Annotated in this window: 24 protein-coding genes; 5 read left to right on the top strand and 19 right to left on the bottom strand. The window is 71.1% G+C overall.

Features of this window, described 5'->3' with window-relative positions:
* Window positions 1–14: 14 nt before the first annotated feature.
* Complete coding sequence (locus JHE00_RS01405) at window positions 15–656, bottom strand: class I SAM-dependent methyltransferase (protein ID WP_200313925.1); 642 nt, start codon at window positions 654–656, stop codon at window positions 15–17.
* 25 nt (window positions 657–681) lie between these two features.
* Between JHE00_RS01405 and JHE00_RS01400 the strand changes: the two genes are divergently transcribed.
* Entirely contained in the window at window positions 682–1,635 is a 954-nt protein-coding gene (locus tag JHE00_RS01400; RefSeq protein WP_307831770.1) for a 5'-3' exonuclease, read from the top strand.
* Window positions 1,636–1,645: 10 nt separating this feature from the next.
* On the opposite strand, the gene JHE00_RS35470 is transcribed toward JHE00_RS01400, so the two are convergent.
* The 4 genes from JHE00_RS35470 to JHE00_RS01380 all read right to left on the bottom strand — a co-directional run bounded on the left by JHE00_RS35470 (window position 1,646) and on the right by JHE00_RS01380 (window position 7,030).
* Window positions 1,646–2,080 carry a DUF4333 domain-containing protein gene (locus JHE00_RS35470; protein WP_200313921.1) on the bottom strand — a complete coding sequence of 145 codons (435 nt, stop codon included), beginning with the start codon at window positions 2,078–2,080 and terminating at the stop codon, window positions 1,646–1,648.
* Window positions 2,081–2,115: 35 nt separating this feature from the next.
* Window positions 2,116–3,309: a GNAT family N-acetyltransferase gene (locus JHE00_RS01390; RefSeq protein ID WP_200313919.1), complete on the bottom strand. Its 1,194-nt coding sequence runs from the start codon at window positions 3,307–3,309 to the stop codon at window positions 2,116–2,118.
* A 42-nt stretch (window positions 3,310–3,351) separates the two neighbouring features.
* Window positions 3,352–4,125 (bottom strand): DUF4333 domain-containing protein, encoded by a 774-nt coding sequence (locus JHE00_RS01385; RefSeq protein ID WP_200313917.1) that lies wholly within the window; start codon window positions 4,123–4,125, stop codon window positions 3,352–3,354.
* Window positions 4,126–4,237: 112 nt separating this feature from the next.
* On the bottom strand, window positions 4,238–7,030 hold the full coding sequence (locus tag JHE00_RS01380; protein ID WP_230422773.1) for a DEAD/DEAH box helicase: 2,793 nt from the start codon (window positions 7,028–7,030) through the stop codon (window positions 4,238–4,240).
* Between the two features lie 72 nt (window positions 7,031–7,102).
* On the opposite strand from JHE00_RS01380, the gene JHE00_RS01375 reads away from it, so the two are divergent.
* Complete coding sequence (locus JHE00_RS01375; protein WP_200313914.1) at window positions 7,103–7,498, top strand: MmcQ/YjbR family DNA-binding protein; 396 nt, start codon at window positions 7,103–7,105, stop codon at window positions 7,496–7,498.
* Here the strand turns inward: JHE00_RS01375 and JHE00_RS01370 are convergent.
* The 7 genes from JHE00_RS01370 to JHE00_RS01340 form a co-directional block, all read right to left on the bottom strand.
* Window positions 7,461–8,342 carry a diacylglycerol/lipid kinase family protein gene (locus JHE00_RS01370; protein ID WP_200313912.1) on the bottom strand — a complete coding sequence of 294 codons (882 nt, stop codon included), beginning with the start codon at window positions 8,340–8,342 and terminating at the stop codon, window positions 7,461–7,463. The two genes, JHE00_RS01375 and JHE00_RS01370, sit on opposite strands and share 38 nt — an antisense overlap.
* A gap of 6 nt (window positions 8,343–8,348) precedes the next feature.
* Complete coding sequence (gene tatC, locus JHE00_RS01365) at window positions 8,349–9,308, bottom strand: twin-arginine translocase subunit TatC (RefSeq protein ID WP_200313910.1); 960 nt, start codon at window positions 9,306–9,308, stop codon at window positions 8,349–8,351.
* Window positions 9,309–9,338: 30 nt separating this feature from the next.
* Window positions 9,339–9,707: a Sec-independent protein translocase subunit TatA gene (gene tatA / locus JHE00_RS01360; protein ID WP_200313908.1), complete on the bottom strand. Its 369-nt coding sequence runs from the start codon at window positions 9,705–9,707 to the stop codon at window positions 9,339–9,341.
* A 40-nt stretch (window positions 9,708–9,747) separates the two neighbouring features.
* Window positions 9,748–9,966 carry a bacteriophage holin gene (locus JHE00_RS01355; protein WP_200313906.1) on the bottom strand — a complete coding sequence of 73 codons (219 nt, stop codon included), beginning with the start codon at window positions 9,964–9,966 and terminating at the stop codon, window positions 9,748–9,750.
* A gap of 9 nt (window positions 9,967–9,975) precedes the next feature.
* On the bottom strand, window positions 9,976–10,956 hold the full coding sequence (locus tag JHE00_RS01350; protein WP_200313904.1) for a helix-turn-helix transcriptional regulator: 981 nt from the start codon (window positions 10,954–10,956) through the stop codon (window positions 9,976–9,978).
* Window positions 10,953–11,939 (bottom strand): helix-turn-helix transcriptional regulator, encoded by a 987-nt coding sequence (locus JHE00_RS01345; protein WP_200313902.1) that lies wholly within the window; start codon window positions 11,937–11,939, stop codon window positions 10,953–10,955. The genes JHE00_RS01350 and JHE00_RS01345 overlap by 4 nt, the downstream gene beginning before the upstream one ends.
* Before the next feature lie 69 nt (window positions 11,940–12,008).
* Complete coding sequence (locus JHE00_RS01340) at window positions 12,009–12,689, bottom strand: TetR/AcrR family transcriptional regulator (RefSeq protein ID WP_200313901.1); 681 nt, start codon at window positions 12,687–12,689, stop codon at window positions 12,009–12,011.
* A gap of 103 nt (window positions 12,690–12,792) precedes the next feature.
* Between JHE00_RS01340 and JHE00_RS01335 the strand changes: the two genes are divergently transcribed.
* On the top strand, window positions 12,793–14,910 hold the full coding sequence (locus JHE00_RS01335; protein ID WP_200313899.1) for an MMPL family transporter: 2,118 nt from the start codon (window positions 12,793–12,795) through the stop codon (window positions 14,908–14,910).
* 48 nt (window positions 14,911–14,958) lie between these two features.
* On the opposite strand, the gene pafA is transcribed toward JHE00_RS01335, so the two are convergent.
* Window positions 14,959–16,317 (bottom strand): Pup--protein ligase, encoded by a 1,359-nt coding sequence (gene pafA / locus JHE00_RS01330; RefSeq protein WP_200313897.1) that lies wholly within the window; start codon window positions 16,315–16,317, stop codon window positions 14,959–14,961.
* A 135-nt stretch (window positions 16,318–16,452) separates the two neighbouring features.
* Between pafA and JHE00_RS01325 the strand changes: the two genes are divergently transcribed.
* Window positions 16,453–17,880 (top strand): bifunctional phosphatase PAP2/diacylglycerol kinase family protein, encoded by a 1,428-nt coding sequence (locus JHE00_RS01325; protein ID WP_200315739.1) that lies wholly within the window; start codon window positions 16,453–16,455, stop codon window positions 17,878–17,880.
* Here JHE00_RS01325 and JHE00_RS01320 read toward each other — a convergent pair.
* The 5 genes from JHE00_RS01320 to dop form a co-directional block, all read right to left on the bottom strand.
* Entirely contained in the window at window positions 17,877–18,692 is an 816-nt protein-coding gene (locus JHE00_RS01320) for an MOSC domain-containing protein (protein ID WP_200313895.1), read from the bottom strand. The two genes, JHE00_RS01325 and JHE00_RS01320, sit on opposite strands and share 4 nt — an antisense overlap.
* Before the next feature lie 13 nt (window positions 18,693–18,705).
* On the bottom strand, window positions 18,706–19,503 hold the full coding sequence (gene prcA / locus JHE00_RS01315) for a proteasome subunit alpha (protein WP_200313893.1): 798 nt from the start codon (window positions 19,501–19,503) through the stop codon (window positions 18,706–18,708).
* A gap of 52 nt (window positions 19,504–19,555) precedes the next feature.
* A complete protein-coding gene (prcB, locus tag JHE00_RS01310) occupies window positions 19,556–20,419 on the bottom strand; it encodes a proteasome subunit beta (protein WP_200313891.1) in 864 nt (287 codons plus the stop codon).
* Window positions 20,420–20,498: 79 nt separating this feature from the next.
* Window positions 20,499–20,693 (bottom strand): ubiquitin-like protein Pup, encoded by a 195-nt coding sequence (locus tag JHE00_RS01305; protein WP_110335685.1) that lies wholly within the window; start codon window positions 20,691–20,693, stop codon window positions 20,499–20,501.
* Between the two features lie 100 nt (window positions 20,694–20,793).
* Window positions 20,794–22,296 (bottom strand): depupylase/deamidase Dop, encoded by a 1,503-nt coding sequence (gene dop, locus JHE00_RS01300; protein WP_200313889.1) that lies wholly within the window; start codon window positions 22,294–22,296, stop codon window positions 20,794–20,796.
* A 38-nt stretch (window positions 22,297–22,334) separates the two neighbouring features.
* Here dop and JHE00_RS01295 point away from each other — a divergent pair, with 38 nt between their 5' ends.
* Window positions 22,335–22,844 carry an NUDIX domain-containing protein gene (locus tag JHE00_RS01295; protein ID WP_307831769.1) on the top strand — a complete coding sequence of 170 codons (510 nt, stop codon included), beginning with the start codon at window positions 22,335–22,337 and terminating at the stop codon, window positions 22,842–22,844.
* A 6-nt stretch (window positions 22,845–22,850) separates the two neighbouring features.
* Here the strand turns inward: JHE00_RS01295 and JHE00_RS01290 are convergent, their stop codons facing one another.
* A complete protein-coding gene (locus tag JHE00_RS01290) occupies window positions 22,851–24,878 on the bottom strand; it encodes a hypothetical protein (RefSeq protein WP_200313887.1) in 2,028 nt (675 codons plus the stop codon).
* Window positions 24,879–24,919 lie beyond the last annotated feature (41 nt).

Raw genomic sequence — 24,919 nt, 5'->3', positions numbered from 1 at the left:
AGTCGTCCCCGCCGTCACCGGCCGGGGAGTCCGGGCCGCGCCACGCCGAGGATCCGCGACGCCACGACCGAGACCGTCGCCCCGGGCGGAAAGATCAGCTCGCGGAGCCGGACGACCTCGAAGCCCGCGCGGCGCACCGCGCCCAGGGTGTCGCGGTTGGGGTGGCAGCCACCCATCAGGCTCGGCCACACCAGGTCGGCGGCGTCCTGCCAGCGCCCGCGCGCTCCGCCCGCGCGGACGTGCTCGTAGAACCGCAGTTCACCGCCCGGCCGCAGCACCCGGCGGAACTCGGCGAGCACCGCCGGCGGGTCGGCGACCGAGCACAGCACCCCGGTCACCACGACGGCGTCGGCCTCACCGTCGGCCAGCGGCAGGCGGTCGGCGAGCCCGTCCACCACGTCGATGGGCACCGGCGCACGCTCGGCGGCGGCCCGCGCCCGCTCGCGCAACGTCGGCTCCGGCTCCACGGCGCTCACGCGCTCGACCGAGGCCGGGTAGTGACCGAAGTTCAGGCCGGTGCCGGGACCGGGCTCCACCACGTGCCCGCGCAGCCCGGCGAGCAGCTCGGCCCGCAACGCCGCCTGGCCACGGGCCTCGTTGCGGGCGCCGATCCGGATGAACAGTCTCGCGAAGAACGGGTTCTCGACGAGCGCCATCACCCGAGCATGGCACGCTGTGCTGGTGACGACCGCACCTGTGGCGCTGCTCGACGCGGCGAGCCTCTACTTCCGTTCGTTCTTCGCGCTTCCGGACTCCATGACCGCGCCCGACGGCACGCCGGTCAACGCCGTGCGCGGCTTCACCGACACGGTCGCGCGGATCATCGTGGACCGGCGCCCCTCGCGGCTGGTGGCCTGCCTCGACGCCGACTGGCGGCCGCAGTTCCGGGTGGACGCGCTGCCGAGCTACAAGGCGCACCGCGTCGCCGAGGCCACCCCGCAGGGCGCCGACGTCGAGGAGGTGCCCGACACGCTCACGCCCCAGGTCCCGATCATCCTCGACCTGCTGGAGGCGGTGGGCCTCGCGACCGGTGAGGCGACAGGCTTCGAGGCCGACGACGTGATCGGCACGCTGACCGCCACCGAGGAGACCGATCCCGTCGAGGTGATCACGGGCGACCGCGACCTCTTCCAGCTGGTACGCACCGAACCCACCCCGGCCTCGGTGATCTACGTCGGCAAGGGCTGGGCCAAGGCCGAGGTGCTGGGCCCCGCCGAGATCGGCGCCCGCTACGGCGTCCCGGCCGAGCAGGCGGGCCCGGCCTACGCGGACATGTCCATGCTGCGGGGCGATCCGTCCGACGGGCTGCCCGGCGTCGCGGGCATCGGCGAGAAGACCGCCGCCAAGCTGATCACCCAGTTCGGCTCGCTCGGTGCGCTGGTGGAGGCCGCGCGCAGGGAGAGTCCCGACCTGCCGGTGAAGACACGGACCCGGCTCAACGAGGCCGCCGACTACCTGGCGGTGGCACCGACCGTGGTGCGCGTGGCGCCGGACGCGCCGGTGGTGCTCTCGCGCGACGACCGGATCCCCGCGGAGCCCGCCGACCCGGATCGCGTCGCCGAGCTCGCGCAGCGGTGGAACCTCGGCAACTCGGTCAAGCGCCTGCTGGACGCGCTGGAGTCGCGCGAGGCGTGACCCGGCGGGCTCACTCCGGGTAGCCGACCTCGTACTCGTCGTCCTCGCTCTTAACGGTGATCCGCACGCGCTTCTGCTCGCCGGCGATCTGCACCGTGCAGTCGAACGTCAGCCCGACCTCGACCGGCTGGTCCGGCGGGCACGTGACGCCCTCCAGGCCCTCGACGCGGTAGCTCTCGGTGAGGATGCGCTGAACCGAGGCCTGCATGGCGCCGGGGTCGAACACCTTCGACACCGGCGCCAGGCTGGTCGTGGTGCTCGGTGCGGACGTCGCGGTGCCCTCGCTCGGCTCGGCCGCCGACCCGCCCGGGGCCGACGACGGACCCGACTCCGCCGACTCCGAGGACTCGGGAGCCTCGGCGGGATCCTGCCCGCCGCCCTCGCACGCGCCGAGCAACAGCACGGCACCCGCCATCAGCACCAACAGGACAGCGCGTACCCGCACAGTCGGACACCCCGGGGAAGTTGATCGTTCACAGGTCAGAAGAACGTACCGCACCAGGGCGCGACGTGCGCACCGAACAGGTCGTCCGCGGCGGCGGCCGCCGTCGCGCCGGTGAACCGGATGCGGCCGACATCGCCGAGGGCCGACGGACGCCAGCCGCCCAGGTAGATCATCGCGAGCGCGTCCACGCCCAGCTGCATGCCCGCGGGCTCGTCGGTCCGTTCGGCACCCCCGGTGCCCAGCCGGTACCGGCCCGAGTTGCGCTCCAGCACCGGGTCGGTCACCTCGGCCACCAGCGGCTCGCCCCGCCACCGCCGCGCGGCGAGCGCCGCGGGCACGTCCAGCAGCCGCAGCCAGGTCTCGTCCGCTCCCCCGGTCACGCGGCACACGCGCGGGTCGGTGAACAGCACCTCGACGGCCTCATCCACCGGACGGCAGCCCGTCGCGATCTCGTCCACCAGGTCCACACCGAGCAGGAACCGCCAGAGCCCCGCGAACGCCCCGGCGTTGGCGTAGTGCATCTCCTCGAGCGAGAGCACGCCGGACCCGCCCGCGGTGCGGCTCACCCGGTACACGACGTAACCATCGGGCCCGCGCTCTCCGTGGTGCACGGCGACGGTCACCGGGTCCTCGCCCTTGCGCAGCCCGCGATCGTGCCAGGCCCACCAGTACGGGGCGCGTGTCATCATCCCGGCCCGGACGAGGGTGCCCGCGTTGATGCCGGGCAGTTGCTCACGCGCCTCGTCGGCGTCGATCAACCGCACCTCGCCGCCCGCGGGCACGTCGGCGCGCAGCACGGCGCGCCTGCGGTCGACCGTGCACGAGCGCCAGTGCGTCGCCAGGCCGTAGCCGAACCGGCCGTAGATCGGACCTTCCGAGGCCCACAGGGTCGCCGCGACCACACCACGCCGCTCGAAGTCCGCGAACTGGGCGCGCATGAGCTCGGTCAGCACACCGCGCCGGGTGCGGTCGGCCCGCACCCCGACCCCGGTGACCGCCGCCGAGGACAACGTCGCGCCCCCGGGCACCGTCAGCTCGGCGTCCGTGGACCGCGCCGTACCGATGAGGGCGTCGTCGAACACCCCGACGGTGCGCTCGGGCTGGTAGCCGGGCGCCGTGCGCGCCCACTCCTCGTCCTCGACGGGCTTGACGTGCAGTGCCGCCCGGAACAGCGTGTTGGCGGCGCGCAGTTCGTCCTCGCGCAGCAGTCTCGTGTGGTGATCGGTCATGGGTGCGATGCTCGTCCACCCCGGACCGGCTCCGCCACCGGATTACTGCTTCGGTTCGAGACCGCCGACCTCGTAGTGCCCGTCCTCGCTCTTGACCGTGATCGTCACGGCCTGCTGCTCGCCGCCCGCGGTCACGTCGCACTGGAACGTGCTGCCGACCTCGACCGCCTGGTCGGTCGGACAGCTGACGCCCTCGACGTTCTCCTCGCCGTAGCTGTCGGTCAGCACGCGCTGGATGTCGTTCTGCATCGTCTCGTTGTCGAACACCTTCGACACGAGGATGCCCGGGACCCAGAACAGCACCACCGCGGCGGCGGCGATCACCACGACGAGCGCGCCGACGCCGATCCACAGGCCCTTGCCACCGGACTTCTTCTCCGGAGGCGGGGCACCGAACCCGGGCTGCTGCTGGCCGTAATCGAACTGGCCAGGCTGCTGCCCGTACGGCGGCTGCTGGCCGTACGGCTGCTGAGGCTGATGAGGCTGTTGCGGTGGCTGCTGGCCGTACTGCGCCGGGTCGAAGCCGGGCTGCTGCTGAGGCTGGCCGTAGCCCGGCTGCTGCCCGTACTGGGGCTGCTGAGGCTGGCCGTAACCGGGCTGCTGGCCGTACTGGGGTTGCTGGCCGGGTTGCTGGCCGGGTTGCTGGCCATAGCCGGGCTGTTGCCCGTACTGGGGTTGCTGGCCGTACCCGGGCTGTTGCCCGTACTGCGGCTGCTGTCCGTAACCGCCCTGGCTGGGGAAGCCACCGGACGGGGTGCCCGAAGGCGGTTGCTGCCCCCACTGCTGAGGGTCGTTGCCTCCGTACGGGGTGCTCATCGTGTCGCCTCCGCCAGTCCGCCTCGAACGTTGTGCCACCGGGTCGAGCGCGATCCAACCACAGCATGCCGTCGCGCACACGTGAAGGGCACGCGGAAGATCCAGATCGGTATCAGACCTCGCCCGCGGCGACCACGCCGCGGCGCAGCGATCGCACCGCCTTGGCCGCCGTCGCGCCGACGTGATGATCCTTGCCCAGCACGGTCTTGAGCTGGTCGAGCAGGTCGATGACCTGGCGTGACCACCGCACGAAGTCGCCCGCGGAGAGCTCCTGGCCGTTGGCCTCGGCCGCGGTGAGCACCTTCTCGAGCGACTCGCCGCGCGCCCAGCGATACACCGGCCACGCGAATCCGGCGTCGGACTCCCTGGTGCGGTCGAGCCGGTGGCGCCGCTCGTCCTCGACCACGTCGGTCCACACCTTCACGGTCTCCTGCCACGCCGCGGGCACCGCCCCGGTCGGCAGGCGAGGTTCGGCGGCGGCGTCGCGGCGCGCCTCGTACACCAGCGCCGAGACCACCGCGGCGAGCTCCGGCGGCGTCAGGCCGTTCCAGACGCCCTGGCGCAGGCACTCGGCGGCGAGCAGGTCCGACTCGCTGTAGAGCCTGCCGAGCAGCCGCCCGTGGTCGGTCACGTCCTCGCCGCTCTCCGCGAGGTAGCCGCGTTCGGTGAGCAGCGCGCGGATCCGGTCGAACGCCCTGGCCAGCGAGTGGGTGGTGGCGGCGACCTTGCGTTCCACCTGGGCGGTCTCGGCGGCGAGCCGCTGGTAGCGGTCGACCCAGCGCAGCCGGGCCTCGCGGTCGGCGAGCCCGTGCACCGGGTGCGCGCGCTGGGCCCGCCGGAGGGCTGCCAGCTCTCCGTCGTCGTTGGCGCCGGAGCGCCGCCGCTCGCGCGATGGCCGCATGATCCCGGTGTTGCGCAGCGAGGACGCGATGTCGCGGCGGGTCTTCGGCGAGCGCAGCTCGACGTGCTTGGGCAGCCGCAACCGGCCCAGCGGCTCGACCGGGGCCGGGAAGTCCGACACCGACAGCGGACCCGACCAGCGGTCCTCCGTCACCACGACGGGCCGTGGCTCGTGCAGCGGGTCGACCCCGGGGTCGACCACCACGGCCAGCCCGGCCCGGCGGCCCTGCGGCACCGAGATCACGTCGCCCTTGCGCAGCTTCTCCAGCGACTGCGCGGTCTCGGTACGGCGGGTGGCCGAGTTCTGCTTCGCCAGCAGCTTCTCGCGGTCGGAGATCTGCTTGCGCAGCTCGACGTAGGACAGCATCTCGTCGAAGTCGCCGTTCGCGGCCTCGGCGTAGCCCTCCAGCGCCTCCTTGTTGCGCTCGATGCGCTTGGCGAGCCCGACGACGGAACGGTCGGCCTGGAACTGCGCGAAGGACTGCTCGAGCAGCTCGCGCGCCTGTTCGGCCCCGAACTGGCCGACGAGGTTGATCGCCATGTTGTAGCCGGGCCGGAACGACGAGCGCAGCGGGTAGGTGCGCGTGGACGCCAGACCGGCGACCTGGCGCGGGTCCACACCCGGCTGCCACAGCACCACGGCATGGCCCTCGATGTCGATGCCGCGCCTGCCCGCGCGCCCGGTGAGCTGGGTGTACTCGCCGGGTGTCAGGTCGACGTGGGCCTCGCCGTTGTACTTGACGAGCCGTTCGAGCATCACGGTGCGGGCGGGCATGTTGATGCCGAGCGCGAGCGTCTCGGTGGCGAACACGACCTTCACGAGGCCGCGGACGAACAGCTCCTCGACGGTCTCCTTGAACGCCGGCAGCAGTCCGGCGTGGTGGGCGGCGATGCCCTGTTCGAGGCCTTCGCGCCACTCCCAGTAGCCGAGCACGCCGAGGTCGGACTCGGGCAGGTCGCTGGTGCGCTCGTCGACGATCCGGCGGACCTCGGCGATCTCCTCGGGCGTGTTGAGCCGCAGCCCCGAATGCAGGCACTGGCCCACCGCGGCGTCGCACCCCGCGCGGGAGAAGATGAACACGATCGCGGGCAGCAGCCCCTCGCGGTCGAGGCGTTCCACCACGTCGACGCGCGACGGCGGCCGGAAGCGCGGCCCACGCGGCGGTGCTCCCCTGCGCCCGCGGCCCCCGCGCAGCCCGGCCGGGGCGTGCATCCTGGCGACGTCCTCGACACGGCGCAGCAGCTGCGGGTTGATCTTGGCCTCGTCACCGCCCGGCTCCTCGCCGACGAAGAGGTCCTGCAGGCGGTTGCCCACCAGCATGTGCTGCCACAGCGGCACGGGCCGGTGCTCGTCCACCACGACCGTCGTGTCGCCCCTGACCTCGATGAGCCACTCGCCGAACTCCTCGGCGTTGCTGACGGTCGCGGACAGCCCGACCACCCGCACGTACTCCGGCAGGTGCAGGATCACCTCCTCCCACACCGCGCCGCGGAACCGGTCGGCGAGGTAGTGGATCTCGTCCATCACCACGTAGCCGAGGTCGTTCACCGTGGAGGAGCCCGCGTAGAGCATGTTGCGCAGGACCTCGGTGGTCATCACCACCACCTGCGCGTTGCCGTTGATGGCGGTGTCCCCGGTGAGCAGCCCGACCTGCTCTGGCCCGTAGCGGGCGACGAGGTCGGCGTACTTCTGGTTCGACAACGCCTTGATCGGCGTGGTGTAGAAGCACTTGCGGCCTTCGGCCAGCGCGAGGTGCACGGCGAACTCGCCGACGACGGTCTTGCCCGCGCCCGTGGGCGCGCACACGAGCACACCGTGCCCGTCCTCGAGCGCCTCGCAGCCGCGGAGCTGGAAGTCGTCGAACTCGAAGGAGAGCGCGGCCGCGAAGTCGGCCAGGTGCGGGTACTTGCCGCGCCGGCGGGCGGCCACGTAGGCCTCGGCGGGACTGGGGGAAGTGGAGGCGTCCACGGCGTCAGGGTTCCATATCGCCGGGCCCCCGCGCATGCGGTGGGTGATCTCGGCGCGTCCGGTGGCGCTCGTTCCCGGCCGGGCGCCGGAAGCTTCTAGGCTGGACGGGTGACTCCCCAGGAACTGAAGGCGACGTGTCTCGGGTTCACCGGCGCCAGCGAGGAGTTCCCCTTCGACGAGTCGAACAGCGTGTTCAAGGTCGCGGGCAAGATCTTCGCGCTCAGCAGGCTCGACGCGAGCCCGCTGCGGGTGAGCCTGAAGTGCGAGCCCGAACTGGCCGTCCAGCTGCGCGGTCAGCACCCGGCGATCACCGGCGGCTATCACCTCAACAAGCGGCACTGGAACACGGTGGTGCTCGACGGGTCGGTGCCCCGCCAGCTCGTCCTCGACATGATCGAGGACTCCTACGACCTCGTGGTGGCCGGACTGCCGAAGGCGCAGCGCGAGCGGCTGCGCTGGTCGGCGCTCAGCCGAGAACAGCGAGTGCCCGGGGGACGCAGCTGACCGACACGGGCAGGCGCCCCAGCGACTCGCCGTCGGCGTAGACGGGCCAGTCGCCGCCCGACAGCGTCAGCCTCCGGGCGCGCAGCGTCGTGACCGCGGGATGGTCCAGGTGCGCGCCCGTGCGCAGGCTCGGCAGCATCCGCACCAGTTCCCGGCGCGTCGCCTCGCCGACGACGGTGACGTCGAACAGACCGTCCTCTGGATCCGCCTCGGGACAGATCGGCACGCCGCCGCCGTAGTAGCGGGTGTTGCCGACCGCGACCAGCACGGCGGGCAGCTCGACGCGGCCGGTGTCGGAGTCCACCACGAGCGTGCGTGCCCGGAAGGACGCCAGCTCGGCGAGGATGGCCAGGTCATAGCGCCGCGGTCCCCGGGGCCAGCGCATCCGGTTCGCTCGCTCGTTGACGGCGGCGTCGAACCCGGCGCACAGCACGGTGGCGAACCAGGTGTCGCCCACCGTGCCCAGGTCGAGCCGCCGGCGCCGTCCCTCCCGTAACGCCGCGGCGACCGCGTCCACGGCGTCGATCGGGTCGGTGGGCACGCCGAGCGCCCGGGCGAGGTCGTTGCCGGTGCCACACGGCACCAGCCCGAGCGCGACGCCCGTGCGCGCGCAGAATTGCACCGCCTGATGGGCGGCGCCGTCACCGCCGAGCACGACGAGCGCGTCGAGCCCGTCGGAGTGGGAGCGGTCCATCAGCAGCCGGGACTGCTCCACCGTGTTGGCGGCCACCAGGTCGAGCCGCTCGACGTGATCCCGGAGCCGGGCGGCGACGGTACCCGCGATGCGGGCCGCCGCGCCCTTGCCGGAATCGGGATGCACGGCCAGCGCCGCACGCACTCCCATCAGCGGTTACGTGATGTCGTCCGTGTTCGCCGACTTGCCCTGCTTCGCGGGCTGTTCGTCGTCGACGCTGCTCGGCGTGTACTCGAACGGCGCGGCCTCGTCGTCGGCGAGCTCGTCCCAGCCCTCCGTTCCGCGCTTGCGGTCGAGCCTGCGGTCGTGCAGTCGCGTCAGCTGCAGCGCGAACTCGAACAGCAGCGTGAGAGCACCCGCCAGCGCGAGCATCGAGAACGGGTCAGCCGGCGTCACGAACGCCGCGAAGACGAACAGCAGGAAGATGATTCCCCGCCGCCACTTCTTCAGCATGTCGTAGCGGACCACGCCGACCCGGTTGAGCATCACAATCAGCAGTGGCAGCTCGAAGCTGACCCCGAAGATGAGCAGCAGCGACAGGACGAACGAGATGTAGCGGTCACCGGTGAACCAGGTGGCGAACTCGCCGCCACCGAAGCTGGTCAGCAGGTCCAGCGCGTGGGGCACCATCAGGTAGGCCAGCACCGCGCCGCCCGCGAACAGGGCGCTCGCGAACGCGACGAAGGTGAGCGCGTACTTGCGCTCCTTCGAGTACAGGCCCGGCGCGATGAACGCCCACAGCTGGTAGAGCCACACCGGCGCGAACAGCACGGCGCCCGCGGTGAGGCCGACCCGCAGCTGGATCATGAACGCCTCGAAGGGCACCGTCTGCAGGAGCTGGCACTCGCCACCCTTGGGGTACCGCTGATCGGCCGGAATGGCGCAGTACGGGCCGGTGACGATGTCGCCGAGCGACGGGATCGGCCCGATCTTGTTGCTGAACCAGAGGAAGCCGAGGATGCCGCCTGCCACGATCGCCAGGAGGGCGTAACCGAGCCTGCGGCGGAACTCGTAGATGTGCTCGATGAGCGTCATCGTGCCGTCGGGGTTGTGCCGACGGCTACGGTTCCGCCGCTTGCCCGGGCGGCCTTCGCGCTTCTCGGAGGAGTCCGCCACGGAGAGTTTCCGTTCTCGCTAGTCGACCAGTCAGCCGAGGTTCTTCTGCGCCTGGTCGGCGGTGGCGTTGGGCTGCTGCTTCTTCAGCTCGTCCAGCTGGCGCTGCAGGTCGGCGAGCTGCTGGTCCTTCTCCGCGGACGCCGCGCCCGCCGCCGCTGCCGCCGCGGTGGCCGTCGAGCTGGGCAGCTGCCTGGTCTCGGCCTCGGTGGTGGCCTCGGAAGTGGTCTCGGACGAGCCCGAGTCCGAGTCACCGGAGTTGCGCATGTCCTTGGTCTCGGCCTTGAAAATCTTCATGGACTTGCCGACCGACCTGGCCGCGTCCGGGAGCCTCTTCGCACCGAACAGCAGAACCACGACAAGGACCAAAATGATCAAGTGCCACGGCTGCAGTGCACCCATCAGTGGCCTCCCTTACTCGTTCAGGATCGATCGTACTGGCTTAACCGTCTTGTGTGAGCGAGCGAGCGCGCCGTTGCCCGATCGCGACCCGCACTGCCGCCGTCCGGGCCCGCACCAGCCCCGTCCGATCCTGCGTACTCACGGTGACCATGCTGAACGTCCGGGTGAAACGACGCAAGACCCGAACGATGCGAAACAGGACAACGCCGAGCACGAGGATTCCGAGCCCGACCAGGGCACCGCTCAGCACGTAATACACGCCGTCACCCTACTGGCCGTAGGTGACCGGAAGGTGACGCGCCCGGGCCAGCGCGTCGGCGGCCCGCTGTCGAACAGCTTGCGCGAGCGACTCGGGGCCCTCGACGTGCACGCCCTCTCCCCTGCCCAGCACGAGCCGCACCATCCACGACTCGTCTCCGTAGCGCATCCGCACCCGCAACCTGCCGCCGTCGAGCTCCGCGAGCTCCTCGCACGGGTAGTACTCGGCGATCCAGCGCGCGTCCGGCTCGAGCACCAGCACGGCCTCCGGATAGTCGTCACGCGGAGCGAACACGTCCGCCGAGACCTGCCTGGGCTCGGCGCCGGCCGGCGGCGCGGCGGGCTCGTCCAGCACGTCGAGCTCGTCGATGCGGTCGAGCCGGAACAGCCGCACGGCACCCGCCCTGCGGCACCACGCCTCCAGGTAGCTGTTGGCCTGCACGATCAGCAACCGCATCGGGTCCACCGTGCGGTCGGTGACCTCGTCCTTGGACGCGGTGTAGTACCGCATCCGCAGCGCGCGGCCCGCCTGCAGCGCACCGCGCACGGTCTCGCGGGTGCGCGCGGTGGTCTCGCGCTCGCGCACGCCCATGCCCACGACCACCCCGGCAGGCTGCGCGTTGCCCGCGGCCGACTCGATCTTGGCGATCGCGCGCTGCACCGCGTCGGTGTCGACGACGCCCCGGGTCTCACCCAGTGCGCGCAGCGCGATCACCAGAGCGCTGGCCTCGCCGCCGGTCAGCCGCAACGGCCTGCGCATGCCGGCGTCGAAGGTGACCGACACGGTGTCGCCGTCGAAGGAGAGGTCGATGAGGTCGCCGGGGCCGTAGCCGGGAAGACCGCACATCCACAGCAGCTCGAGGTCCTTGCGCAGCTGCTTGGCGGAGACGTCGAAGTCCTGGGCGGCCTGCTCGATCTTGATGCCCGGCCTCGCCAGCAGGTACGGCACGAGTGCGAGCAGCCTCGGCATGCGCTCCGTCGAGCCGCTCACGCGTCCGCCCCCAGCCCCAGTGCGACGCGCTCCAGCCGGTCGCGCACCGCCTTCGCGAGCACGTCCGGTTCGAGCACCAGCACGTCGGGACCGTGCCCGGCGATCCAGTCGGCCGCGCTCTCCGGGAAGTACAGGTCGACCTCCACGACGTCGCCCTCGACGTCGGCGACGGTGAGCGGGCCCGTGACGGTGGCGTGCCTGCGGATTCCCGCCGCGCGGCCCTGCGCGAGCCACAGCCGGGCTCGGGCGGCCGGAGCCGGATCCTGGCTGCCGGACGTCCCCGCCACGAACTCCAGCAGGTTGACGTCCTGCGGCCGGTGCACCGCTCCCGGCTTGCCGACCGTGCGGACGTCGCCGGTGATCCGCGAAAGCCGGAAGCACCGGGGCGCGTCCCGGTCGCGGTCGTGGCCGACGACGTACCAGCGGGCCCGCCACGACACGACGCCCCACGGCTCCAGCGTGCGCTCGCGGCGTTCCGGCGAGTCGGACCGCCGGTAGTCGAAGCGCACCACGGTGCCGGTCTGCACGGCGGACAGCAGCGGCGCGAACGCGGGCTCGGTGTGCACACGCGGCTCCACGATCGTCGACGCGTGCTCGTCGACCTCGACCCCGGCGGCGCGCAGTTTCACCAGTGCGCCGTGGGCCTGACCGGTCAGCTCGGGCGAGTCCCACAAGCGTGCGGCGAGTGCGACGGCCGTGGCCTCGTCGGGGCCGAGCTCGATCTCACCGAGCTCGTAGTCGCGGCGGGCGATGCGGTAACCCTCGATGGGGTCGAAGACCGAGCTGCGGCCCGTCTCCAGCGGGATGCCCAGCTCGCGCAGCTCGGTCTTGTCCCGCTCGAACATGCGGGAGAACGCCTCGTCGGTGGCCGCGTCGCCGTAGCCGGGCACGATCCCGCGAATGCGCTCGGCGGTCAGGAACTGCCGAGTGGACAGCAGGGCGAGCACCAGGTTGACCAGGCGCTCGGCGCGGGCGGTGGACACCCTCCCAACCCTAGCTCCCGCGCCGCCACCCGTTGGTGAGGTCCCGGCATGTCGTGCGAACTCCCGCGTTCACGCCCGCGCCGCGGCCACGATCGCCGTGCGCAGCTCGTCGGTCAGCGCACCAGTGCCGAGTCCCTGCGCGAAGATCACCAGCGAGCGCACGATGATCTCGTCCCTGGCGGCCGCATCGAGTTCGCGCAGCGGCCCGTCCAGCATCAACATCGCCAGCCCGTGCGCCGTGGCCCACGCGCCGAACTCGGCCATCGGCCTGCGCTCGGCGGGCAGGTAGCCGGCGTCGACGAGGTCGTCGAGTGCCTCGATGAGCCTGCGGAACGGGCTGTAATCGGACTGCTGGTCCTGCGGCGGCAGCACCTTGCCCTCGCCGCAGAACGCCGTGCGGAACAGGCCGGGCTGGGCGAAGGCGAAGTTGAGGTAGCCGCGAGCGACCGCGCCGAGGTTGCCGATCGCCCGGACCACGCGATCGGGCTGTTCGGCACGCTGCGCGAGCTCGGCCCGCATCGCCTCGTTCATCTGCATCATGGCCTCCTCCTTCGCGGCGTCGAGCAGCTGCTCGTGGCCCGCGAAGTGCCGGTAGGCCGCGGTCGGGGTCACACCGACGACGCGCGCCGCGGCCCTGATCGTCACCGCGCCAGGTCCGCCGTCGCTCGCCAGTCCCGCCGCCGCCTCGATGAGCGCGTTGCGGAGATCGCCGTGGTGGTAGCCGCTTCGAACGGACGCTGAGGAACTCACAGATCAATGTTGACACCCGCACACATCAGTGACAAGTTAACGCCCACAAAGTTTGCAGGCGTCAACATCCACTTCGTGTCCGCATTCCGCATCGGAGCCCACCATGTTCGCTCGCATCGGACGCTTCGCCACCGACCACGCCCGCGCCGTACTGGCCGTCACGCTGCTCGTCCTCGTCGGCGCCGGAGCACTCGGCGTCACCGCCTTCGGCAAGCTCCAGGCTGAGGGCTTCAACGATCCCGCGGCCGAGTCCACCGAGGCGGCCGAGCTCATCGACTCGCGCCACGGTGGCTCGGCCGACCTGGTCTTCCTCGTCACGGCCGACTCCGGCACGGTCGACGAGCCCGGCCCCCGCGCCGCGGGCGCCGACCTCACCACACGGCTCGCCGGCGACCCCGCACTCACCGGCGTCACCTCGTACTTCCAGACCGGCGTGCCCGCGCTGCGCTCCACCGACGGCACCCACGCACTGGTCGTCGCCCACCTCGCCGACGAGGACGCCGCCGTGGACGAGATCAGCGATCGCTACACCGGCGACGACGGCGCGATCGGCGTCGAGCTCGGCGGCAGGCAGGGCGTCGGGCAGGACATCAACTCCCAGGTGGGCCGCGACCTGCTCATCGCGGAGGCCATCGCCGTACCGGTGATCCTCGTGCTGCTGGTACTCGTGTTCGGCAGCGTGGTCGCCGCGCTCCTGCCACTGGCCATCGGCGGCATCGCCATCCTCGGCACGTTCGCCGAACTCTCGGTACTCGGCTCACTCACCGATGTCTCGATCTTCGCCATCAACCTCACCACGGGTCTCGGCCTCGGCCTGGCGATCGACTACGCGCTGCTGATGGTCAGCCGCTTCCGCGAACAACTCGCGGACGGGGCCGACACCCGGGACGCCGTGATCCGCACCGTCGAGACCGCGGGCCGCACCATCACCTTCGGCGCCGTCACCGTCGCCGTCGCACTCTCCGCGCTGTTGCTGTTCCCGCAGTACTTCCTGCGTTCGTTCGCCTACGCCGGTATCGGCGTGGTGCTCATCGCGATGCTGGCGGCGCTGTTCGTGCTGCCCGCGCTGCTCACCGTGCTGGGCCCGCGCGTCAACGCGGGCAAGCTCCCCTGGCGCAGGACGGCGCCGAGCACCGTGTCCTCGTTCTGGGGCCGCGTCGCCGCCACCGCCGTTCGCAGGCCGGGACTGGTCGCCGCGCCCGCCGTGCTGGTGCTCGTCCTCGCCGCCGCTCCCCTGCTGCGCGTCGACTTCGGCACGCCGGACGACCGCGTCCTGCCCGAGACGGCCTCCAGCCGCGTCGTCGGCGACACGCTGCGCGAGCAGTTCCCCGGCGACGACAGCCGCGCCGTGCAGGTGGTCACCACGGGTGCCGTCGACCAGGCGAGCTCGGCCTCCTACGTCCAGCGGCTCGCCGCGCTGCCCGGCGTCGCCGACGTCGTGCCCAGCGCTCAGGGCCAGCGCTACGACGTGATCACCACCGAGGACTCGCGGTCCGACTCGGCCCGCGCCGTCGTCGAGGACGTCCGCGCGGTCCCGCCCCCGGCGGGCGTGCAGGCGCTCGTCGGCGGAGACGCGGCCGTCCTGCTCGACTCCACGAACTCGATCACCGACCGCCTCCCCCTGGCGCTCGGCCTCATCGCGCTGACCACGTTCGTGCTGCTGTTCCTGTTCACGGGCAGCGTGCTGCAACCGTTGCGCGCACTGGTGTTCAATGTCCTGGGGCTCTCGGCCACGCTCGGCGTGATGGTGCTGATCTTCCAGGACGGCGCACTGTCCGGCCTGCTCGGTTTCACCCCGATGCCGCTCGACACGAGCATGTTGATGCTGCTCTTCTGCATCGCGTTCGGCCTGTCCATGGACTACGAGGTGTTCGTGCTCAGCCGTATCAAGGAGGCCCATGACCGGGGTCTGCCCACCCGCGAGGCCGTGGTCGACGGGCTGTCCCGCACCGGCCGGATCGTGTCGATGGCGGCGGTCCTGCTGGCGGTGAGCTTCTTCGCCTTCGCCACCAGCGGCGTCAGCTTCATCCAGATGTTCGGCATCGGCAGCGGACTGGCGATTCTCATCGACGCCACGATCATCCGCGGGCTGCTCGTCCCCGCGGGCATGCGCCTGCTCGGCGAACGGGCGTGGTGGGCGCCCGCACCGCTGCGCAGGCTCCACCGCCGTGTCGGGATCAGCGAGGCGCCCGAGGGGGAGCGTCCCCGCGTCAACGCCTGAGGCGGCGAAGGCTGGGGCGGAGCCACCTGCGTGGCTCCGCCCCAGCCCCTACAGCGAGTTGATCAGCCGCTCCACCCGCTCGTCGACCGACCGGAACGGGTCCTTGCACAGCACGGTCCGCTGTGCCTGGTCGTTGAGCTTGAGGTGCACCCAGTCCACCGTGAAGTCGCGGCCGGCCTGCTGAGCGGCCGCGATGAAGTCGCCGCGCAGCTTCGCCCGCGTGGTCTGGGGCGGCGTGTCCTTGGCCAGTTCGATCTCGCCGTCGTCGGTCACCCGCCGCACGAGACCCTTGCGCTGCAGCAGGTCGAACACGCCGCGGCCGCGCCGGATGTCGTGGTAGGCCAGGTCCAGCTGCGCCACCCGCGGGTCGGACAGGTCGAGGCTGTGCTTGGCGCGGTAGCGCTCCACCAGCCGGTGCTTGATCGCCCAGTCGATCTCGGTGTCGATCTTGGAGAAGTCCTGCTGCTCGACGGCGTCGAGAGCCCGGCCCCACAGTTCGATCACCCGCTCGGCGGTCGGCCCGGACCCGTTGGTCTCGACGTGCTGCACCGCCCTGGCGTGGTACTCGCGCTGGATCTCCAGCGCCGAGGCCTCGCGGCCACCAGCGAGACGCACCTGGCGCCGTCCGGTGAGGTCGTGGCTGATCTCGCGGATCGCGCGGATCGGGTTGTCCAGCGTGAAGTCCCGGAACTGCACGCCCTGCTCGATCATCTCGAGCACGAGGTTCGCGGCTCCGACCTTCAGCAACGTCGTCGGCTCCGCCATGTTCGAGTCGCCCACGATGACGTGCAGCCTGCGGTAGCGCTCGGCGTCGGCGTGCGGCTCGTCGCGCGTGTTGATGATCGGCCGCGAGCGCGTGGTGGCGCTCGACACACCCTCCCAGATGTGCTCCGCGCGCTGCGACAGGCAGTACACCGCGCCCCGCGGCGTCTGCAGCACCTTGCCCGCACCGCAGATCAGCTGCCGGGTCACGAGGAACGGCAGCAGCACGTCAGCGATCCGCGAGAACTCCCCAGCTCGCGTCACCAGGTAGTTCTCGTGACAGCCGTAGGAGTTGCCCGCCGAGTCGGTGTTGTTCTTGAACAGGAAGATGTCGCCGCCGATGCCCTCGTCGGCCAGCCTGCGCTCGGCGTCGACGAGCAGGTCCTCCAGGATCCGCTCACCCGCCTTGTCGTGCGTGACCAGCTGCGTCAGGTCATCGCATTCGGCGGTCGCGTACTCGGGGTGCGAGCCCACGTCGAGGTACAGGCGCGAGCCGTTGGACAGGAAGACGTTCGAGGACCGTCCCCACGACACGACCCTGCGGAAGAGGTAACGCGCCACTTCGTCGGGAGAGAGCCTGCGCTGCCCGTGGAAGGTGCAGGTGACCCCGAACTCGGTTTCGATCCCAAAGATCCGCCGCTGCATCCTTCAAGGGTAGGCGTTAATACGCGCAGGGCGGTGAATGAATCGATCGCCGAGACTGTGTCGGTACCTTAGGACACCGTGTTGGACGAACTGAAGTCGCGACTGCGCCAGGTCGGGGTCACCGACCACCGCCTGATGACCCGCAGCGCCTCCCTCCCTCGCACCCCGGCAGACGAGGTGCTCACCGCGCTGTCACGCTCAGCGAACAAGGGACGGCTGTGGTGGGCGGTCGCGCTCGTCCTCGCCACCCGCAAGGGCGCGACCCGCCGTGGCGCGCTGCGTGGCGTGGCCGCGCTCGCGGGCGCCAGCGCCACCGCGAACCTCGTCGGAAAGCCGCTGTTCCCGCGCAGGCGACCGGCGGCGGAAGCGGTGCCCGAGCCTCGCAGGCTGGTCAAACGTCCCACGTCGTCGTCCTTCCCGTCGGGTCACGCGGCCTCGGCCACCGCGTTCGTCACCGCGGTGGCGATGGAGTCGCCCGTCGCCGGGCTCGCGCTCGTCCCGCTCGGCGCCGCCGTGGCCTACTCCCGCGTCCACACCGGCGTGCACTGGCCCACCGACGTCGGTGGCGGCGCCCTCATCGGCGTCGCGTCCGCACTCGCGACCCAGCACTGGTGGCCGGTCAGGGCCGACAAGCCCGGCCACACGGCACACCGCGCCGACGCGCCCGTGATGGTCGACGGCGAGGACATGCTGGCCGTGGTCAACCCCACCTCCGGCAACGCCGACTTCGACCCGACCGAGGAGGTCCGCTTCGCCTGGCCGAAGGCGACCCTGCTCTACCCGGATCCGGGCACCGATATCCGCACCCAGCTCACCGACGAGATCGAGCGGCGCGAGGGCAAGGTGCGCGCGCTCGCGGTCGCCGGCGGTGACGGCACTGTCGCCGCCGTGGCGTCCATCGCCGCGGAGACCGGTCTGCCGCTCGCGCTCATCCCCGCCGGCACGCTCAACCACTTCGCGCGCGACGTCGGTGTGCGCTCGATGCCCGACGCCGACGCCGCGACCGAGGCGGGCCAGGCCGTGGGGATCGACCTCGGCGAGGTCGAGATCGACGGAGGCGCGGGCTCGGCCCGGCGCTGGTTCGTCAACACCGCGAGCCTCGGCGGCTATCCGGAAATGGTGCGGCTGAGGGAAAAGGTCGAGGAGCGACACCCCAAGTGGCCGGCGGCGGCGCTCGCGATGGTGCGCACACTGCGCAGCGCCCGCCCGTTGCACGTGCTGCTCAACGGCAAGCACGCCACGATCTGGATGGTGTTCGTCGGCAACGGCACCTACGCGCCCAAGGGTTTCTGGCCCTCCCGCAGGCCCTCTCTCGACACCGGTCTGCTCGACGTGCGCTACCTGCGTGCCGACCTGCCCTACTCGCGGGCCCGGTTCCTGCTGGCCGCGCTCACCAACACGCTCAACGCGAGCCGCGTCTACCGGCAGTCGGACATGTCCGCGCTCGACATCGAACTGCTCGACGGCAACCGCCGGGTCGCCACCGACGGCGAAGTCGGCCCGCTCGGCCGGGTCTTCCGGTTCCGGTCGCGGCCCAGTGCGCTGACGATCTACCGGCTCTAGTCCCGCCAGGTCACCACAACGACCTCGTCACCGACGGAGAGCTTGCCGGGACGCCGCACGGCGAACTTCACACCGAGCGCGATCCCGTCCGGCATCCGGCGGTACGTGGCGAGCGTGCGCAGCGGCTCGGGACCGGCGCGGCTGCCGGTCTCCTGCTCGACGGTCGTGACGGCGCACCGGATGGCGAGCTTGGTGAACGCCAACTCGGTCTCGCCCACGGTGAGCAACCGGACGCGGTCCTCCGCGTGGGCGTCGGCCCAGCCATCCACGACGATGTTGGGCCGGAACCGGTTCGTGGGCACGGGATCGTGGCCGCGCGCGGCCAGCCTGCGATCGAGCACGTTCAGCGACGCCGTGGACAGCAGGTGGATCGCGCTGCTGTCGGCGTAGCCCGAGGCGCTCTCCGTCTCGCCACTGGTGACGCGGTCGTGTTCTGGCGGGACTCTGACCAGCCTGCTGGGCACGCCGAGCACGGCCGACAGCCACTCCGCCACCGCGGCGCCCTGGTCGATTCCCCGCAGCGGTGCGCCGAACAGCTCGACGGCACGGCGAGCACCGGTGGTGTCCACGTCGAGCGACAGCGCAGGCACATCCGGGGCGCGCAGCGTCAGGCGCGCGCCGTCGTCGGTGATGTCCGGGGCGATCAGAGCGAGACCGGGGTCGCGGCGCTGGCTGCGGAACACGCCGTCCTCGTCCACGACCATGAAGCTGCGGTCGTGTTCGAGCCCGGCCGGCGTCACGCCGACATCCGACACCGCCATGCCCGCACAACCCTTGACGGGATAGCCGACCAGCGCGACGACCCTGGCCACGCGGGGAGAGTTACTACTCGGTCTTGCCGTCCGCGGAGCCCTTCGACTCCGTGGACTCCCCGTTCTCCCCCGTCTTGTCCGCGGAGTCGCCGTCGGCGTCCTCGGCGGGCTCGTCCTTGCTCGGCAGCAGCGCGTCGAGCGCCGCACCGGTGATCCGCCGGAACTTGCGTCCCGGCCGCTCCCGGTCTAGTACGGCGACCTCGAGCTTGCTCGGCTCGCCCTCGCCGTTGTTGTTGCCGGGGGTGCTGGACCGGAACGCCTCGGACGCCACCCGCAGCGCCGCCGCGAGGTCCATGCCGTCCTCGAACGTCTCCTTCAGCTTCGTGCTGATCGCGTCGGTCTGCCCGCCCATCACCACGAACCGCGGCTCGTCGAAGATCGAGCCGTCGTAGGTGAGCCGGTACAGCTCGTCCTCGTCAGTGCTGGCACCGACCTGCGCCACGCAGATCTCGACCTCGAACGGCTTGAGCTGCTCGGTGAAGATCGTGCTCAGCGTCTGGGCGTACACGTTGGCCAGCGCCCTCGCGCTCACGTCGCGCCGGTCGTACTGGTAGCCCTGCAGGTCCACGTGCCGGATGCCGCCACGGCGCAGGCTCTCGAACTCGCTGTAGCGGCCCACCGCGGCGAAGCCGATCCGGTCGTAGATCTCGGACACCTTGTGCAGCGTCGGCGACGGGTTCTCCGCCACGAACAACACGCCGCCCCGGTACTTGAGCACGACGACGCTCCGTCCCCGGGCGATGCCCTTGCGCGCGAGCTCCGAACGCTCGCGCATCAACTGCTCGGGTGAGGCGTACAGCGGCATCGTCACTGCGTTGGCTCCGCTCTGTTTGTCGTACTGCTGCTCGGGAAAACTCGGCGGCTCAGCTCTGGTAGCGGCCGGGCCGCTCGGCACGCGCCTCGACGACGGCCGACGCGATGGCCGAGGTCTCCTCGCTCGGCACCGCGACGGCACCGTGCTCGGCGGTGATCGTCACGACCGTCGGGAAGATCCGGCGCACCAGGTCCGGTCCACCGGTGGCGGTGTCGTCGTCGGCGGCGTCGTAGAGCGCCTCGATCGCGGCGCGCACGGCGCTGTCGGCGTCGGCATCGGGGTCGTACAGCTTTTTCAACGACGACTTCGCGAACAGCGAACCGGAGCCGATCGCGTGGTAACCGGCGTTCTCCTCGTACCGGCCGCCCGTGACGTCGTAGGACACGATCCGGCCCGCTCGCTTCGGGTCGGTCGACTCGATGTCGTAGCCGACGAACAGCGGCAGCACCGCCAGTCCCGCCATCGCGATGTCGAGGTTGCCCCTGACCATGTTGGCCAGCTTGTTCGTCTTGCCGTCCAGCGACAGCGAGACGCCCTCGATCTTCTCGTAGTGCGCCAGCTCCACCGTGTACAGGCGGACCAGTTCGAGCGCGATGCCCGCGGTTCCCGCGATGCCGACGGCCGAGTACTCGTCGGTGACGTAGACCTTTTCCAGGTCCCGCGAGGCGATCAAGTTGCCGCTGGTGGCCCTGCGGTCGCCCGCGATCAGCACCCCGCCGTTGAACGTCGAGGCCACGATCGTCGTGCCGTGGGGCGGCTCCAGCGCGCTGCCCGGCGCCAGCGAGCCCTCGGGGCGTTTGCTGGGCAGCAGCTCAGGCGCCTGCGCCCGCAGGAAGTCGCTGAAGGACGACGAGGTCGACGACAGGTATGCGGAGGGCAGGGCGAAGCCCGAGTTGCGCGGAGTGTGTTCCATGCGTGCTCGTAGTTCCCATCGACGAAAAGGGGCAGGAAGTCGGAGTGATCAACAAGCTTACGAGATGGCGCGCGCCCGCCTACTGCCCGCCCTTTTGCACGTAGGCACGCACGAAGTCCTCGGCGTTCTCCTCGAGCACGTCATCGATCTCGTCCAGGATCGTGTCGACGTCCTCGCCGAGCTTCTCGCGGCGCTCCTGACCGGCCGGGGCACCACCGTCGACATCGTCGTCGGAATCGCCGCCGCCGTGCTTCTCAACCTTTTCCTGAGCCATACTCGCCTCCCGGTGTGGCCGTTGACCCTAAGCCTACCCAGAGCCAACGACATTCGGCGGTTTCGTTGACCGTGCGGTGATCTTCGCGTCGCGGGCGGACTCAGTCGGAAGCGGTCAGCGCCTCGACCAGTTCCTCCGCCGTGGCCGCCTCGTCGAGCAGCCTGCCGACGTGGGCCTTGGTGCCCCGCAGCGGCTCGAGGGTCGGGATCCTGACCAGCGACTCCTTGCCGACGTCGAAGATGACCGAGTCCCACGACGCGGCCGCGATCGACGAGGCGTACTTCTCCAGTGTGCGGCCGCGGAAGTAGGCGCGCGTGTCGGACGGCGGCGTGGTGATGGCCGCCTGCACCTCGTCCTCGCTGACCAGGCGCTTCATCGAGCCGCGCGTGACGAGCCGGTTGTACAGGCCCTTGGCCAGGCGAACGTCGGAGTACTGCAGGTCCACCAGGTGCAGCCGCGGCGCGGCCCAGCCCAGCTGGTCGCGCGAGCGGTAGGCCTCCAGCAGCCGCAGCTTCGCGGGCCAGTCGAGCCGGTCGGCGCACTCCTCGGGATCGCGAGCGAGCGCGTCCAGGATCTCGCCCCAGACCCGCAGGACCTCCTTCGACTGCTCGTCCGCACCCTCGCGCTCGAGGTGCTGCGAGGCCATCTCGTGGTAGGCGAACTGCAGGTCGAGACCGGTGTACTTGCGCCCGTTGGCGAGCTCGACCTTGACCTTCAGCGTCGGGTCGTGGCTGATCTGGTGGACCGCGCGCACCGGCTCGTCCAGCTTGAGGTCGTCGAAGCGAACCCCGGCCTCGATCATGTCCAGCACGAGCGCCGTGGTGCCCAGCTTGAGAAACGTCGAGTACTCGGCCAGGTTCGCGTCGCCGATGATGACGTGCAGCCTGCGGTACTTGTCCGCGTCGGCGTGCGGCTCGTCGCGGGTGTTGATGATGCCGCGCTTGAGAGTGGTCTCGAGCCCGACCTCGACCTCGATGTAGTCGGAGCGCTGCGAGAGCTGGAAGCCGGCCTCCTCGCCCTGCGGGCCGACTCCGACTCGGCCGGAACCCGTCATGACCTGGCGCGACACGAAGAACGGCGTCAGTCCCCCGATCACCGAGGTGAACGGCGTCGCACGCGCCATCAGGTAGTTCTCGTGGGTGCCGTAGCTGGCGCCCTTGCCGTCGACGTTGTTCTTGTAGAGCTGCAGCTGCGGCTGGCCGGGCACGGTGGCGGCGCGCATCGCCGCCTCCTCCATGACGCGCTCGCCCGCCTTGTCCCAGATCACCGCGTCCCGCGCGTTGGTGACCTCGGGGGCCGAGTACTCGGGGTGGGCGTGGTCGACGTAGAGCCGGGCGCCGTTGGTGAGGATGACGTTGGCGGCGCCGAGATCCTCGACGTCGGGGTCGTGGCCCTGCTGGCCCGGCCCGGCGAGGTCGAATCCCCGCGCGTCGCGCAGTGGCGACTCCACCTCGTAGTCCCAGCGCGCACGGCGCGCTCGCGGGATGTCCGCGGCCGCCGCGTAGGCCAGCACGACTTGAGTAGAGGTCAGCACCGGGTTCGCGGTCGCGTCGCCCGGTACCGCGATGCCGTACTCCACCTCGGTTCCCATGATCCGCCGCATGTCACCCAGCCTACGGTGCTTCGTGCGAGGATCCCCCGGTGGGCGGTGACGAGCTGGTTGCGATCTACGACGCCGACGGCGCCCCCACGGGCCGTGCGACGAGGGCCCGGGTCCGGGCCGAGGGGCTCTGGCACGCCGCGTCGGTCGTGCTGGTGCGCTCGACCGACGGCCGGTTCGCCTACGTGCACCAGCGCTCGCCGGACAAGGATGTGTTCCCGTCGCTGCACGACTGCTGGGCGGGCGGCGTCGTGGCGGCGGGCGAGACACCGGCGGAGTGCGCAGCCCGCGAACTCGCCGAAGAACTCGGCATCTCGGGCGTGTCGCTGGCTCCCCAGTTCACCTACGTCTTCGACCAGCCGCCGATCCGGTGCCACAACTTCGCGTTCGAGGCCGCCTGGGACGGGCCGGTGGTGCACCAGGCCGAGGAGATCGTCGACGGCGGATGGCTACCGCTTCCCGACCTGCGGCGGTGGGCCGAGGACCCGGAGAGCCCGCTGGTGCCCGACGGCAGGCTCGGCATCCTCGAGTGGTTCCGCCGCCACGGCTGAGCAGCCTCAGGCCTCCGGGTTCCGCGACGCCTGCAGCATGCCCGCCGGCAGGCGGTCCGCTCCCCAGCTGCGCTCGATGTAGCCCACGATCCGCTCGATGTCCTCGGCGGGCACCTCCTCGGACCGCCCGTGCTCCAACGGGTCGGCGTGAAAGATGTAGAGCCGCGACGCGAACTGGTCGAACGGCAGCGACGCCTCACCGAAGCGCTCGCCGTTGCCCGCGGTGGAGACCACCACACCGTCGCCCCAGTCCTGGCCGCTGTCGTTGTTCGGGTTGAAGAAGTACACCCGCATGACGTCCTGGGGATCCGGCGCCGCCCGCAGGATCGTGATCGCGTGCCAGCCGACGTAGCGCGCCGCGCTGTCGGTGACCGCCACACCTGCGGGCTGCGGGTGGATGAGCGGCTGCCCGCCGTTGTAGGCCGGGTGGTAGCTCGCGTGGAACTGCCGCAGGAACTCGTCGAGGTCGATGAGGTTGCCGGTCTGGACGTCGACGTTGATCCGGAACCCGCGAAACGCCCACCAGCCGTGGAACTCGGGGTTGACCCACCGGTGCGGGTCCCCTGGCCTGCCCGCGCAGCGCCTGCCCATCTCCGCGTAGATGCGATCCAGGTGCGGCACCACGAGCAGGGACACGGGATCGAGGTCCATCGGCAGTGTGGTCGCGACCCCGCCCTCGCTCTCCCTCGACGAGATCGGCTGGCCCTCGAAATGCATGATGATCTCGTCGTCGCGGGCCGCCCAGACCACCATCTGCAGCAGATAGTCCGGGTCGTTGTAGGCCCACATGGACAGTGCGCGGGCCGACTGGCAGGTCGGGTTGTCGCCCTGCCCGACGCCGAGCGGCTGGCCCAGCATCGACAGCGCACCCGCCGTCAGCCTCGCCTCCGGCGAGGGCTGGTCACCGAAGACGAGCAGCAGCCGCTCCCTGGCCGCGGGCGCGAGCTCGAGGGCCAGCTGACGCCACAGAGCCGGCACCACCGGCGGTTCGTGCAGGATGCCGCGGTCCAGCAGCAACGCCAGCCCGTACACGCACTGGGCCGTCGACGGGTGCACGGCCTCCTCGATCAGCCGGTGCACCAGGTCGCGGTAGCGCAGCAGGCAGTTGCGCCCCGTCTCGGACAGCCCGAGCGCCTCCCCGAGGAGGTAGTCGCTCTCGTTCACCAGGTAGCGGAGCAGCTCCGCGTGGTAGGGCGACACCAGGCCGGTGTCGTGCATGGCGCGCGCGAACCCGGTGGCCTCCGACTGCACGCCACCGGTGTCCATCGCCTCCAGCCGGGAACGGAAGACGTCGACGCCGGGATCGTCCCTGCTCGCCTCGGTGGTCCCGAACAAGCTGGTGATCAGCCGGTCGATGCCCTGACCCGACGCGGAGCCCAGATCGACGTCCGGATCCCCTCGGTAGATCGAGATCCGGGTGATCAGCGAGCGCATCTGCTCGACCTGGATCGGGCGCTGGCGCAGCACCCGCCAGATCTCGTCCACCAGCTTGTCGAGGACGGTGTCGTACCCGATCTCGTCGGCGAGATGGCGGAACAGGTCCCTGATCAGCTGTGCGGTACGGCCCTGCCGGACCCGCTCCGCCTCGCTGGGCGGGGTGAACAATAGCTCCAGGTTCATCGCCAGCACCTGGGACAGGAACTGGCGCGCGTCCTCGGCGGACATCGTCGGATGCGCGAAATCCCCGCGCGCGACCGCGAGCATGCGCAGCTCGCTGGTCGCCTCCATCACGACGGTGTCCGCCTCGCCCGCGTGCAGTCCCGGCCCCACCAGCGCGGGCAGCAGGATCTCCGGGGAAGCCCAGTCGGTGCCCTGGAACACGCCCGCTTCTTCCAGCGTCTGCGCCCTGGCCTGGACCGCCGCGGCGCCACCCGACTGCAGCAGCACCCGCCGCAGCGCCTCGAGCACGCGCCGCAGCTTCGCGGGCTTGCCGAAGTCGCGGGTCTCGGCCAGGGCCTGAGTGGCGTCATCGAGCGAGGCCACGCGCTTGTCGAGCGTCGTGACCTCGCCGGTGACGTCGGCGGTCCGTTTCAAAGGCCATCCTCGGGTCGGTCTTTCGCACCCGCGCCGGGGCG

Origin of the sequence: Prauserella cavernicola, assembly GCF_016595675.1 — a bacterium.
GTDB lineage: Bacteria > Actinomycetota > Actinomycetes > Mycobacteriales > Pseudonocardiaceae > Prauserella_A > Prauserella_A cavernicola.
This window is presented reverse-complemented; position numbering and strand designations above follow the sequence as displayed.

Coding starts and splice junctions, on each gene's coding strand:
- JHE00_RS01390 (WP_200313919.1), bottom strand. CDS start 3,309: ATGACCGATCACCACACGAGACTGCTGCGCGAGGACGAACTGCGCGCC.
- JHE00_RS01405 (WP_200313925.1), bottom strand. CDS start 656: ATGGCGCTCGTCGAGAACCCGTTCTTCGCGAGACTGTTCATCCGGATC.
- JHE00_RS01385 (WP_200313917.1), bottom strand. CDS start 4,125: ATGAGCACCCCGTACGGAGGCAACGACCCTCAGCAGTGGGGGCAGCAA.
- dop (WP_200313889.1), bottom strand. CDS start 22,296: ATGCGGCGGATCATGGGAACCGAGGTGGAGTACGGCATCGCGGTACCG.
- JHE00_RS01380 (WP_230422773.1), bottom strand. CDS start 7,030: ATGCGCGGGGGCCCGGCGATATGGAACCCTGACGCCGTGGACGCCTCC.
- JHE00_RS01305 (WP_110335685.1), bottom strand. CDS start 20,693: ATGGCTCAGGAAAAGGTTGAGAAGCACGGCGGCGGCGATTCCGACGAC.
- JHE00_RS01370 (WP_200313912.1), bottom strand. CDS start 8,342: ATGGGAGTGCGTGCGGCGCTGGCCGTGCATCCCGATTCCGGCAAGGGC.
- pafA (WP_200313897.1), bottom strand. CDS start 16,317: ATGCAGCGGCGGATCTTTGGGATCGAAACCGAGTTCGGGGTCACCTGC.
- JHE00_RS01335 (WP_200313899.1), top strand. CDS start 12,793: ATGTTCGCTCGCATCGGACGCTTCGCCACCGACCACGCCCGCGCCGTA.
- JHE00_RS01325 (WP_200315739.1), top strand. CDS start 16,453: ATGACCCGCAGCGCCTCCCTCCCTCGCACCCCGGCAGACGAGGTGCTC.
- tatA (WP_200313908.1), bottom strand. CDS start 9,707: ATGGGTGCACTGCAGCCGTGGCACTTGATCATTTTGGTCCTTGTCGTG.
- prcB (WP_200313891.1), bottom strand. CDS start 20,419: ATGGAACACACTCCGCGCAACTCGGGCTTCGCCCTGCCCTCCGCATAC.